Raw genomic sequence first — 12758 nt, forward strand, 5'->3', positions numbered from 1 at the left:
AAAATCTATGAAGTGAAAAGAGAGAGAATGCGACAACAGATTATCCAGACATCTGAGTAAAAAATATTTTTTTTACAATATTTTGCTTATAAATTTATATTAAAAAACTTCATTACTTAGTTTCATTTCCCTCTAATTGTTTCTTCCCAGTAGTTACTATAAAAATTGTTTGTTAACATTAACTCTTCGTGATTTCCAGATTTTGCTATAGTTTTGTTTTCTAGTATATAAATAATGTCTGCAATGTTTTTTAATTTATTTAAACGATGAGAAATGAATAAAACAGCGCACTCTGATTTTACTTTTTGAAGTAAGTGTATAGTGAAATTTTCAGTATTTCGATCCATAGCAGAAGTTGCTTCATCAAGAATTAAAAATTGTGGTTTTTTATATAAAGCTCTTGCCAATGCAATGATTTGTTTTTGTCCGCCGCTTAGATTTATTCCCTCTTCACCGACAATAGTTGTTAAACCTTGAGGTAATTGATTAAAATAGAATTCAAAACCATATTCACGAACAAAATTTAATATTTCTTCAGGTTTACTTTCAGTTCCAACAAGAATATTGTCAATTACAGTTCCGTTAAATATTGTAATTTCTTGAGGAATGACCGCTAATATATTTCTATAACTTTCAAGTTGAATTTCTCTTAAATCGTATTGATTATTGATAATAATGTTTCCATTTTCATAATCGTAAAAACGCTGTAGAATTTGTCCTAAGGTACTTTTTCCATTCCCGCTTTCACCAACAATGGCGGTTAATTTTTCTTTTTTGATTTTAACATTTACATTATGAAAAAGTTCACTTTTCCCAGCAAATCTAAAGGATAGATTTTGAATAGAAATTGAATTAATTTCAAAAATTTCAACTCCTTGTTCATTTTCCTTTTCGATAGAGGCAAATTCGTACATTCTGTTAAATGCAATTTTAGCTTCGTTTATTGGAATTGTAATTAAAGCCAGATTTGCGATTGATGGTAGTAATGAGCCAACGACTGCTAAAATTGCCATTAGCTCTCCAATTTTGATTTCTTTTTCAAAAACCAGAATAGAAGTGTAAATTAAAATACCAATGACAAATACTACGTTTGCTAATCCAGATTGCCAAGACAAACTAATATTGATTTTTCCTAGATTAAATATCTTTTCTTGATAATTGGCAAAAGTATGTTGGTTTAGTTTACTGAAGAGAGGTTGTTTATTATCAATTTTAATTGTAGAAATTCCCTGAATGGTATTGATGAAGTTACTTTCGTTCAATGCAGAGCTTTGCATAATTTCTTTTTGTGAACACAAGATTTTTTTATTGTTCCTATAAATTAAAAAAAAATAGAAAGGAATACTTATGAGACAAATTAATCCCAGTTTCCAAGAATATGTAAATAAGAAAATTGTTGATATAATACTTGTCAAGACGTCAATTATTAATGAACTTGTGAGTAGTTTAATAACATTTTGTATGCGTTGCGTGTCATTTAATCGAGAAACAAGTTCTCCTGTTTTTCTATTGTCAAAAAAAGATTTAGGTAGGTGTAACAGAGAAGAAAAGAAAAAAAGATTTATTCTATTATTAAAATCTTTTGATTGTCTAAGTAGAAAATATTGTCTAAGTACAGAGATTCCAACACGTGCAAAAAGTAAAATAGTTAACAGGATAATTCCAGAAATTAATTTATTGATATTGTTTGAAGGTAAGATGTTATCAATTAATTTTTGAGAAAAAAGTGCCATCGCCAACCCTAACCCAGCAACAAAAATGCCCAACAAAATAGAAATCCAAATTAATTTATAATCATCCTTTAACAAATTTATAAACCATTTTCTTTGTTTATTTTGTTCCTTTTTTTTAGTTATGAAATTTTCGTTTGGTTTAAGCGTGAGACATGTTTTTGAAATCCATAATTTCTCTAAGTTGTTTTTTGATAAACTGTAAATTCCTTTTGCAGGATCGCCAATTAAAAAACCTTCTTTTTCATCGTATCTATAACACACTATATAATGTTCTAATTTATTTTCATTCAATGTATGTAAGATAACAGGTTCTTTGTGATCAATTAAAGATTGAATATCAGCTTCGCATCCATCTGTATTAAATCCTAATTGATTTGCTGCTTGATATAGCCCAAGCATAGTAGTGCCTTGTTTCGTAGTGCCGCTCAATTCTCTGATTTTTTCTAGGGAGCTATTTCCTTTATATAATTTTATAATAGATAATAAACAAGAAGGACCACAATCTGATTGATCTAACTGTAAGGTATGCGATTTTGAAATATGTTTTAAATCTAATATAGACACTTATTCGATTTTTAATTTTTTAAACAATAATTCAGGTTTTGTTTGTCCTTTAATTTTTTCAATCAGTTTTCGGTTTTTATTGTAGAGAACAATACAAGGCAACGTATTTACATCAAATGTAGAAGCAAAAGAGACTTTGCTGTCACGTAAAAAATAAAGGTTATCATAATTGTTAAGTTTATGGAATAAAACAAATTTTTTAATTAGTTCTATTTCTTCAATTGAAATAAAAACTATCTGAAAGTTTTTAAATTTATTGATGTTTTCACTTATCATTTGAGCTTCTTCATTGCAATATTCACATTCAGTATTGAAGTAAATAAAAATGACGGGAGTTGATTTGCTTAAATTATCATTTGTGAAATTCTTACCATTTATATCCTGATAACAAAATATAGGAATAGTATTTATTTTTTCTGCTATTTCTTTTTTATAGTTTATTTTAGTAATAATCTCAGTGATAAGAAAAACTAGAGAGCCAATTATTAATACAAGAAAGATGATTTTTAGATATTTTTTCATGTTTTAGGATTTTTCTTGATAATCTGTGAAATAATAACAAAAATCATTGCAATGATTCCAGTGATAGATGAGATAATATCTTCATTGTAAAAGAAATATCTAACAATATGGGTAATAAGTAAAATAATAGCTGCAACGAGTAATATTTTTTCATTTTAAAAAAATTACGAAAAATTAAGAGTGAAAAACATTACTGCGCTAATCCATATAAGTAAGCTTGGCAAATAACTATAACTTATGATAGTCAATCCATAATCAGTATTTGTATTTGTCAGTTTGCCTATCTGAACTCCTAAATAAATTATATAAAACAGTTCAAACAGATTGAGTACTTGAAACGGATATATAAACCAAGTTTCTAAACCTTTATAACCAACAATGTTTAAAGCAGATAGTGGATAAAAATATTGAATGTCTTCCAAAGAAAAGTGAGTTTGAAAAAAGCAAAACCATATAATTTTACAAATAGGAACCAACAAGAAAATAAATTCGGCTTTTAGAGCAACGTTAAATAGACTTTTAAAATTTAAATCTTTACTATAAAAAAACAAACCAACATATAAGATTGTTGCAATGATTGAAGTTTTGATTAGTAATAAAATAGGTATAAATGTATAACTTACCCATTGCCATTTTTTTTGAAATTCAAAAAGTTTCTCAATTTGTTTTGAGGTAAATTGTTCAGTGAGTGAATTATATAATAATTCATCAAAATGTAGCGCTTCTTTAAATAATTCATTTATTAATATTGTAGAGATAGAAAGTAATAAGTACTTAAAAACAGTACTATTCATATTTGTATTAATTTGAAATGAATTATATAAATGATTGAGTGAATTAACTTTCATTCTCAAAACAATAATAATTATTTTTTATTTTGATTAGAAAAATATAACTCCCAAAAACAGCCTAATGAAAGTAAAATAGAAGCAAGTAGACCTGATAATTGTACGTATGTACTTTTTGATTTATCTAAGCCATAAGTCAAGATTTCATATAATTTCTGACCTATTGTGAATAGTGCAAAAAAAAGTATAAAAATCAAGATTAATTTTCGATTTTTTTTAATAAAACTCATGTAGTTATTTATATTTAATCTCTCTCAGTGTGAGAGAGATTTAGGTTAATGTTATAGACTATAGTTTTAACGATCAACTGCTTCTTGGCGACCACCACCACTACAATCTTGAGCTAATCCAATACTACCATGAATAAATGATGCCGCAAAAAGTCCCGCTCCGATAGGTCCAGTAACTAAAAATGCACCTGCAAATGTTAATCCCAAACCAACAGCAGACCATAGACAGCTTTCTCCAGTTAAATTCTCCATTTGATTTAGTTCTAGTTTTTTCATAATGATTTAGATTTATGGTTAATATTTTTCAAATTTAGAGTAGACTACGAAAAAGTCTTACCCGAAAAACGGTTTTTTAAAACCTAATTTCGATTAATTGTAAAATAATTCTTATGTTTATATTTGTTTTTTGAATTGGTAATTATGAATAAAATTGTAGGGGATAATCTAAAGGCCTTAAGAAAATCAAAAAACATGTCACAAGAGCAAATAGCTGATTTTCTGCATATTTCTCAATCAGCTTATGCTAGAATGGAAAGAGGAGAGAGTACCTCGTGGGCAATTCATTTTAATAAGATTTGTGAAGTCTTTGAAATAAATCCAGAAGAATTAGTTAAAAAGGAATTAGGAAATGTAACCTATGGGGAATTAATGAATACAGAACGAATAACTGACATTACTATGCTTGGAGTCTACCGAAAAATCATCAGGAAATACGAACTTCAAATAAAAGATTTAAAAACGATAATCAAACATTTGAATAAAGGAAAAAACTAAAAACAAAAAAAAGGCTTCACAAGAGTGAAACCTTTTTACTATTATTTGAATTGAATAATTACCTTTTATAAAGCAATATTATCTTAATTCTTTTGTGACAATCTGCATGGTTTCGCGGCTCACTTGTTTCAATAAAACTGCTTTGTTTGTCTCAACAATTTCGGCAGCTTCTTCGGTAAAGTGGCGAATAGTATATAAAGTCACATTTTCGCTGTATTCTACTTTGAATTTTTTCGAAAGAATAGCATTCAATTCTGGGAAATTTCCAAATTTATCTTCTACGCAAACAGAGAAACTGATCGCAGAATTCTGAATCAAGTTTACTTTGATTTTAAATTGGTGGAATAAACCAAAAATCTCACTGATATTTTCTTCCATAATGAATGAAAAATCAATTGAAGAAAGTGAAATTAAAAGTTGCTCTCTTTTTACAATAAAACACGGATATTGTGGTTCCAAATCTACGCCTTTAGAAACGCAAGTCCCTTTTAATAACGGATTGATAAATGATTTTACGTATAACGGAATCTCTTTTTTCTGTAACGGTTGCAATGTTTTTGGGTGAATAACAGTCGCACCGTAAAATGCCAATTCGATAGCTTCACGATACGAAATCTGGTTTAACAGACTCGCATCTTCAAAATAACGCGGATCGGCATTCATCACTCCAGGAACGTCTTTCCAGATGGTTACGCTTTCGGCATTTAGGCAATAAGCAAAAATTCCGGCAGTATAATCAGAACCTTCACGACCTAAAGTAGTGGTGAAATTATTTTCATCAGCACCTAAAAATCCTTGAGTAATATTCAGCACTTTTCTAGGTACATTTTTGCTGATGTTTTCTTGTGTAATTTCCCAATCAACGCCTGCATCTCTGTAATTGGCATCTGTTTTAATGAAATTACGAACATCAAGCCATTGTGTCTGAATCCCTCTGAAATTCATATAATAGCTTAAGATATTAGTAGAAATCAATTCACCAAAACTTACAATCTGATCGTAAACGAAATTGTAATTCGGAGATTTGTTATGTGCTAGGAAATATTCCAATTCGTCAAACTGCGCTTTTACAGCTGCGAATACTGCGTGATTTTCATCTTCAAATAAATCCAATAAAATTTGATTATGATATTTTTTGATTTCCTGTACAGAAGAACTTAATTCTGTCGATTTTTCAAAGTAGTTCTTGATAACAACTTCAAGAGCATTTGTTGTTTTTCCCATAGCAGAAACAACCAATATCACATCTTCATACCCCACTTTTTGTAAAACGTCGTATACGTTTTTAATTCCATCTGCATCTTTCACCGACGCACCACCAAATTTAAATACTCTCATTTTTAATTTTAGATTTTTTAGATTTTAGATTTTAGATTTGAGGAAATCTAGTATTTTTTTATTGGCCACAGATTAAAATGATTTTCACAGATTTTTTTTGCCACGAATTTCACTAATTAACACAAATTAGCTTGTGCAAATTCGTGAAATTGCTTCGCCTGTTCGCTATCGCTCGGGTCGTGGCAAAACTGACACAGATTATAAAATCAATTTAATCCTAATAATCTGTGGCGAACTAATTTTTTATAATTTTTCTAAGAACGCATTAACTCCAGCTTCATCCATCTGAACGACCTGCCAATCGTCCAGAATTTTAGCGCCTGAGTTCTTGTAGAAATTGACAGCCGGCGTATTCCATGCCAGAACATTCCATTCAACTCTTCTTACGTTGTCTCTTTTTCCTTGTTTCATGATTTCAGTATAAAGTGCAGAACCCAGCCCAGTGCCGCGCATTTTTTCTTTCACAATCTAAATCTTCAAGATGTATGGTTTTTCCTTTCCAGGTAGAATAGCGGTAATAGTATAACGCGATGCCCACTATTTCCTCTTCAATTTCTGCAACAAAAACATGAAACAGCGGTTTTTCGCCAAAACCGTCACGAATCAAATCCTCTTCGGTGATTACTACCGCTTCAGGTTCTTTTTCGAATATTGCCAGTTCCTGAATAAGCTCCAACACCGATTTCATGTCTTCAGGATTTCCTTTTCTAATTTTCATATTCTTATTATTAATCGATTCTAGGCTAAAAAAATATTTTTTTAAGCGGTACTTTTTGCTGTTAATTAGCAAATATACAATAGCAGCAAACTAACAAAATAATTTTTAAATCATTCTCACAAAAAAAACGATATTTGTGACTTAAATTTAAAACTACAACGATTTAGCAATGGAAGAACGCAATAAAACACTGGGAGAGTTTATTATTGAGAACCAGAAAGCATTTCAGTATTCGTCGGGAGAGCTCTCGCGAATTATCAACTCTATACGTTTGGCGGCAAAGGTTGTCAACTATAAAGTAAACAAAGCCGGACTTGTCGATATTATCGGAGCAGCCGGAGAACAAAACATTCAAGGTGAAGATCAGCAAAAGTTAGATGTCTATGCCAACGAAGTATTTATCCAGACGTTAATAAACCGTGAGATTGTCTGTGGTATTGCTTCAGAAGAAAACGACGATTTTATTACAGTTAAGGGGAGCGACAACTGTCATAATAATAAGTACGTGATCTTAATGGATCCGCTTGACGGATCTTCAAACATTGATGTTAATGTTTCGGTGGGAACTGTTTTTTCTGTTTTTAGAAGAATTACCCCAATCGGAACGCCGGTAACGATTGAAGATTTTCTGCAACCGGGTACAAGTCAAGTTGCCGCAGGTTATGTAATTTATGGAACTTCGACTATGTTGGTGTACACAACCGGACATGGCGTAAACGGATTTACACTCAATCCGGCGATTGGTACTTTTTATCTTTCACATCCGAATATGCAATTTCCAAAAGATGGGCATATTTATTCGGTAAACGAAGGGAATTATGTTCATTTTCCGCAAGGAGTAAAAAATTATATTAAATATTGTCAGCGCGAAGAAGGCGACAGGCCTTACACTTCGAGATATATTGGAAGTCTGGTTTCGGATTTTCATCGAAACATGATAAAAGGCGGCATCTACATTTATCCGACAAGTTCAAAAGCGCCGAAAGGGAAACTGCGTTTGTTGTACGAATGCAATCCAATGGCTTTTATCGCTGAACAGGCAGGCGGAAAAGCAACAGATGGTTTCGGTAGAATCATGGAAATCCAGCCGACAGAACTGCATCAAAGAGTTCCGTTTTTCTGCGGAAGCTATAATATGGTAGAAAAAGCTGAAGAATTTATGGCAGCTGATTAAAAGTGGTCAGTTGTCATGTTTTTTGTTTCAAGTTTCAGGTTTCAAGTTGAATTTTATTAAAAGTTGATTCTGAATCTAAAAAATAAACCCGACAGATTTTGAAATCTGTCGGGTTTAAAATATCATGTAAGTTGATTTAGTGATTATAAGTTGTACTGACCACTAAAAAAACTGACCACTGAATACTATTTGTTCATGTTTTCCATTTCGAATGAAAAAGTATCTGAATCTACTTTTTTGTCTACTAGAGATAAAGCTTTAGAAACAATGTAGTCAACATTTCCAGGCGTAAAACCTAATGCCAATGCCATACGCTTCAACATTATTTCCTGTTGGTCACCTAAATGATGGTCAATATGTACCATTCTTGCCAAATCATACAAACGCTCTACACGTTGTGCGTACAAGTAAGGCGGATTTATCGGGTGTTTCCATGGATCAGATAAAATCTCTTTATATTCTTCATCTGAAATTTCTAATCTTGAAGCTAGTTTATCCAAAAAGGCTTGTTCTTCTTCATTTATTCTTCCGTCAGCAAAAGCTACACGTACAATTGCAGAGAAATGACCCTTGTTTCTTTGTTTGAATTCGTTATCAAATAAATCTGAAAATGACATAATTAATCGGTTTTTATCGAGCAAAGATAAATCTTATTTTAATTTGACAAATTTAATTTTCTCATAAAATTTAACTTATTTTTATTGTGCGATTTGATGGGTGTAAATATTAAATTCTGAAAATTAATTGTAAGTTTACAACCCCTAATTATTTAATTTAAACATACCTATGTCACAATTTTGGATTTATTTTCAAATAGGATTAAAACACGTCTTAGATATTAATGCTTACGACCATGTTCTTTTTTTAATCGCACTAACAGTTCCGTATTTGTTTAAAGATTGGAAACGAATTTTAATATTGGTTTCTGTTTTTACAGTTGGGCATACTTTAGCTTTATTGTTGTCGGTTTATGGAATTGTTGCTATAAAGGTAAATCTGGTAGAATTCCTGATTCCGATTACGATTTTGATTACCGCAGTTTATCATTTGTTTACTGCAGGAAAGACTTCTAAGAATGATAGTATAAATCTGGTATTTTTTATAACTTTATTCTTTGGAATTATTCATGGTCTTGGTTTTTCAAACTATTTCAAAACAATTTTAGGAGGTTCACCGTCTTCAAAATTATTACCTTTGGGAGAGTTTGCTTTAGGAATCGAAGCCGCGCAGCTTATAGTGGTTTTTGTGGTTTTGGTTATATCAAGTATCGTTCAGACCGTATTTCGTTTTTCTAAACGTGACTGGGCGCTGGTTATGTCGGCTTTTGTAATTGGGGTAGTGATTCCGATGATTATAGAAAGCCCAATTTGGAACAGATAATATAAATGGAAATAAAAAAATTGAATAAATACGATAAAGCTTATCTGCGTATTGCCAAAGAATGGAGTTTGCTTTCATACTGTCAGCGCAAGAAAGTAGGAGCGATTATCGTAAAAGACAGAATGATCATTTCTGATGGTTACAACGGAACTCCATCTGGATTTGAAAATTGTTGTGAAGATGAAGACGGATTAACCCGTTGGGATGTGTTGCATGCCGAGGCAAATGCAATTTTGAAAGTGGCGCGCTCTACGCAATCATGTGAAGGAGCAACTTTGTATATTACGCTTTCGCCTTGTAAAGAATGCAGTAAATTAATTCACCAGTCCGGAATAAAAAGAGTGGTATATCAAAACGGATATCGCGATGATTCTGGAATTCAGTTTTTAATAAAAGCGGGTGTTGAGGTAGAACATATTCCTGTTTTAGAAGAAGAATGAAATTTAATTCGAAATATTTACCAATCGTAATCGGGGCAACTTTTGCTCTCGGAACTGTACTCGGAAGCCTTATGAACGCTCCAGTAGACGATCAGCTTTTGGCCAAAAATTATTCGAAAACCAAACTCAATAAACTTATTGATTTTATCAACAACGAATATGTCGACGATATCAATACCGACTCAATCGTAAATCTTACCGTTGATAATATTCTGGCAAAACTAGATCCACATTCCGTTTATATTCCGCCAAGCGAACAAGCCGAAGTTGCCGAAAGCATGAAAGGCGATTTTGTCGGAATCGGAATCAATTTCTACATGTACAAAGATTCTGTTGCCATTATTAAACCGATTGAAAATGGTCCTTCGGCGAAAGCTGGATTGAAATCGGGCGATAGGATTTTATTTGCAGGAAAAACAAAATTATTTGGAAGAGGACTTCCGTCAGACAGTCTTTTTTCTAAACTGAAAGGGAAACAGGGCAGCGAAATTGAAGTAACTGTTTTTAGAAAATCGGAACAAAAGAAACTGAAGTTTAAAATCAGAAGAGATGTTATTCCGATAAAAAGCGTAGATGCTTCAATTCTAATCGGAGATAAGGTGGGTTATATTAAAATCAATCGTTTTGCGGAAACCACTTTTAACGAATTCAAAACGGGACTCGCGCGATTGAAGAAAAAAGGAATTGAGTCGCTTGTAATTGATCTTCGCGACAATGGAGGCGGTTATATGGAAGAAGCTGTAGCAATTGCAGATGAACTCCTGAAAGATAAACAGCTGATTGTTTTTACAAAAAACAAAAATGGCTCTACCGAAAAAACCTATGCAACCAAAGCAGGAAGCTTTGAAACTGGAAAAGTATATGTTTTAATTAATGAAAACAGTGCTTCGGCAAGCGAAATTCTAGCTGGTGCTTTGCAAGATAATGACCGCGGTACTATTGTCGGACGCCGTTCTTTTGGAAAAGGCTTGGTGCAACGCGAAATGGATTTCAACGACGGCTCAGCTGTGCGTTTAACAGTTGCACGTTATTATACTCCAACCGGAAGATCAATTCAGAAACCTTATAAAAAAGGAAACGAAGAATATTTTAAAGAATCCGAAGCACGTGTAAAAACGGGCGAATTGTATGCGAAAGACAGTATAAAAGTGGCTGATTCGTTAAAGTTTAAAACGCCAAAAGGCAAGATTGTTTATGGTGGTGGCGGTATTGTTCCTGATGTTTTTGTTCCGATAGAAGCGGAGCACGGAAATGAAAATGTCGCTTATCTGCTTCAGACGGGTATTGTCGGACATTTCGTTTTTGAAGAGCTGGATAAAAACAGACATGCTTTTGACGGATTGCTTTTTAAGGAGTTTTTGGTTAAAATGCAAAATTCAGATGTGTACTTTAAGAAGTTCAAAACTTATATACTTCAAACTGGTTTAGATTTGAAATTGGATAAAACCAAAGAATTGGTAAATCGACATATTACTGCAGAATTTGCAAGACAGTTGTATGGCGAATTGTATTATTATGATGTTATTCTAAAAGAAGACACCATGATTAAAACGGTTCTAAATCAAAAAAAATAATTTATGGATATCACTGTGGTCGTAAATGCAGAAATCGAGCTTCTTACCGCTGTTAAAAGTGCTGATGTTCGGGTTTTGGAAAGATTGCTTCATGACAATCTTCTTTTTAATCTTCCCGACGGAAATACGATTACCAAAGAGCTTGATTTAGAAAGCTACAAATCAGGGAAAATGAAAATCGATTTTTTAGAAGCGGCAGATCAATCGATTGCTATAATCGATGATACAGCTGTAGTTGCGGTTACAATTTCATTAAAAGGAAATTTTGATGCTAATCCCATAAGTGGAGTTTTTAGATATATTCGTGTCTGGAAGAAATTTGAAGGACAATTAAAAGTTATTGCAGGTAGCTGTGTGCCATTGAATTAGGAATAATAATAATTTTTTAAAAGAAAATGTAACGTAACCAGTGTAAATCTTGCGAGATTTGTATCAAAATATACCTATGAAAAATCTAAAAAAAATAAGTTTTCTTGCATTTATTATGGCTTTTGTGTTTTCTTGCGCAAATATGAAAACAAATAACGCAGTTACCGGAAAAGTAGATGCTATTGAGTCTGGAAAAGATGGTTACACCGCAAAAATTACAACCGATGCAAAAGAAGTCTATTTTGCAACCATCAGTATTGTAAATTTGGGTGGGCCGGAGCATTACAAAAAAATAAAAATTGGAGATCAGGTTTCGTTAAAAGGAGAAATCTGGAAAACCGATGATGAAAATCACATCAAAGTGACGGAAATTGTTTCAGTTAAATAGTCAAAGATTAAAAAAAATAAACCATATAAGTTATATAAGTTCATGTATGCTTTGTGCATAGATTAAATGAACTTATATAACTTATATGGTTTAAAAATTTTATCGAATACTATCGTGGGCATGAGTTTGCACGCCATTATTCCATAAAGTAAGAATATCTGTTGCGACAGCAGCTCCACTTCCGGCGGCAATGGCTAACTGGCTTCTCCAGCCGGCTAAAGTTCCAATAACATAAATGCCGTCAGCGACTTTATGGTCTTCATTTTTAAGCTGAATTCGTTGTTTTTCTGGTAGCGCTTTTTTATGCGGTTCGATATATTGTGTTAAGCCTTCAATGTCAAAAGTATTGGCAGAACCAATTCCGACCACAATGTTTTTTGCCTGATAAGTATTCTTGTTGGTCGTTATGGTAAAGGATGGAAAAACACCTTCTACTTTGATTACTTTTTCATTTGGAATCTGAGCAATATGCGGATAAGTCGTTTCCAAATCCTGAGTGCTTTCTGTAAGGAGTTCAGAACCCAGTTTTCCTGGGCTTATTCCGTATGCATTATAAAAAATAGCTTCCTGTAAAGAAGAGCTTTTTTGGTGTGTAAAAATTCCGATTTTTTTGTCTGCAACAAAAGCTTTGTTTTTTGCAGATCCTAAAACTAAGGCACAAGACATGCCTGAAACTCCTCCGCCGATAATTAAAACGTCAAACATA

14 protein-coding genes and 1 pseudogene are annotated in these 12758 nt (G+C 32.3%); 7 read left to right on the forward strand and 8 right to left on the reverse strand.

Features of this window, described 5'->3' with window-relative positions; genetic code table 11:
• Nucleotides 1-122: 122 nt before the first annotated feature.
• From ACFFLS_RS01275 to ACFFLS_RS01290, 4 genes are all read right to left on the reverse strand, one after another.
• Nucleotides 123-2297, reverse strand: a complete 2175-nt coding sequence (locus ACFFLS_RS01275) for a peptidase domain-containing ABC transporter (RefSeq protein ID WP_379683679.1) — start codon at nucleotides 2295-2297, stop codon at nucleotides 123-125.
• On the reverse strand, nucleotides 2298-2819 hold the full coding sequence (locus tag ACFFLS_RS01280; RefSeq protein WP_379683678.1) for a peroxiredoxin family protein: 522 nt from the start codon (nucleotides 2817-2819) through the stop codon (nucleotides 2298-2300).
• Nucleotides 2820-2983: 164 nt separating this feature from the next.
• Complete coding sequence (locus ACFFLS_RS01285; RefSeq protein ID WP_379683677.1) at nucleotides 2984-3613, reverse strand: hypothetical protein; 630 nt, start codon at nucleotides 3611-3613, stop codon at nucleotides 2984-2986.
• Nucleotides 3614-3963: 350 nt separating this feature from the next.
• Entirely contained in the window at nucleotides 3964-4173 is a 210-nt protein-coding gene (locus tag ACFFLS_RS01290; RefSeq protein WP_379683676.1) for a hypothetical protein, read from the reverse strand.
• A 195-nt stretch (nucleotides 4174-4368) separates the two neighbouring features.
• On the opposite strand from ACFFLS_RS01290, the gene ACFFLS_RS01295 reads away from it, so the two are divergent.
• Nucleotides 4369-4671: a helix-turn-helix domain-containing protein gene (locus tag ACFFLS_RS01295; protein WP_379683675.1), complete on the forward strand. Its 303-nt coding sequence runs from the start codon at nucleotides 4369-4371 to the stop codon at nucleotides 4669-4671.
• A 78-nt stretch (nucleotides 4672-4749) separates the two neighbouring features.
• On the opposite strand, the gene ACFFLS_RS01300 is transcribed toward ACFFLS_RS01295, so the two are convergent.
• On the reverse strand, nucleotides 4750-6009 hold the full coding sequence (locus ACFFLS_RS01300) for an aspartate kinase (protein ID WP_379683674.1): 1260 nt from the start codon (nucleotides 6007-6009) through the stop codon (nucleotides 4750-4752).
• Between the two features lie 243 nt (nucleotides 6010-6252).
• A pseudogene (locus ACFFLS_RS01305) lies at nucleotides 6253-6727 on the reverse strand (GNAT family N-acetyltransferase).
• A 169-nt stretch (nucleotides 6728-6896) separates the two neighbouring features.
• Between ACFFLS_RS01305 and fbp the strand changes: the two are divergent.
• Nucleotides 6897-7901, forward strand: a complete 1005-nt coding sequence (fbp, locus tag ACFFLS_RS01310; RefSeq protein ID WP_379689090.1) for a class 1 fructose-bisphosphatase — start codon at nucleotides 6897-6899, stop codon at nucleotides 7899-7901.
• 185 nt (nucleotides 7902-8086) lie between these two features.
• Here fbp and ACFFLS_RS01315 read toward each other — a convergent pair whose 3' ends face one another.
• Nucleotides 8087-8518: a TerB family tellurite resistance protein gene (locus ACFFLS_RS01315; RefSeq protein ID WP_379689092.1), complete on the reverse strand. Its 432-nt coding sequence runs from the start codon at nucleotides 8516-8518 to the stop codon at nucleotides 8087-8089.
• 169 nt (nucleotides 8519-8687) lie between these two features.
• On the opposite strand from ACFFLS_RS01315, the gene ACFFLS_RS01320 reads away from it, so the two are divergent.
• From ACFFLS_RS01320 to ACFFLS_RS01340, 5 genes are all read left to right on the forward strand, one after another.
• The gene (locus ACFFLS_RS01320; protein ID WP_379689095.1) at nucleotides 8688-9281 is read left to right on the forward strand and encodes a HupE/UreJ family protein; all 594 of its coding nucleotides are present in this window, start codon (nucleotides 8688-8690) and stop codon (nucleotides 9279-9281) included.
• Nucleotides 9282-9286: 5 nt separating this feature from the next.
• A complete protein-coding gene (locus ACFFLS_RS01325; RefSeq protein WP_379683672.1) occupies nucleotides 9287-9721 on the forward strand; it encodes a deoxycytidylate deaminase in 435 nt (144 codons plus the stop codon).
• Nucleotides 9718-11295 carry a S41 family peptidase gene (locus ACFFLS_RS01330; protein ID WP_379683671.1) on the forward strand — a complete coding sequence of 526 codons (1578 nt, stop codon included), beginning with the start codon at nucleotides 9718-9720 and terminating at the stop codon, nucleotides 11293-11295. Before ACFFLS_RS01325 ends, ACFFLS_RS01330 begins: the two co-directional genes overlap by 4 nt.
• A 3-nt stretch (nucleotides 11296-11298) precedes the next feature.
• The gene (locus tag ACFFLS_RS01335) at nucleotides 11299-11664 is read left to right on the forward strand and encodes a nuclear transport factor 2 family protein (RefSeq protein WP_379683670.1); all 366 of its coding nucleotides are present in this window, start codon (nucleotides 11299-11301) and stop codon (nucleotides 11662-11664) included.
• Nucleotides 11665-11740: 76 nt separating this feature from the next.
• Complete coding sequence (locus ACFFLS_RS01340; protein ID WP_379683669.1) at nucleotides 11741-12052, forward strand: hypothetical protein; 312 nt, start codon at nucleotides 11741-11743, stop codon at nucleotides 12050-12052.
• Between the two features lie 99 nt (nucleotides 12053-12151).
• Here ACFFLS_RS01340 and ACFFLS_RS01345 read toward each other — a convergent pair whose 3' ends face one another.
• The gene (locus ACFFLS_RS01345; RefSeq protein ID WP_379683668.1) at nucleotides 12152-12757 is read right to left on the reverse strand and encodes an FAD-dependent oxidoreductase; all 606 of its coding nucleotides are present in this window, start codon (nucleotides 12755-12757) and stop codon (nucleotides 12152-12154) included.
• Between the last annotated feature and the right edge of the window lies 1 nt (nucleotide 12758).

Source organism: Flavobacterium procerum (assembly GCF_042431625.1).
GTDB classification, from domain to species: domain Bacteria; phylum Bacteroidota; class Bacteroidia; order Flavobacteriales; family Flavobacteriaceae; genus Flavobacterium; species Flavobacterium procerum.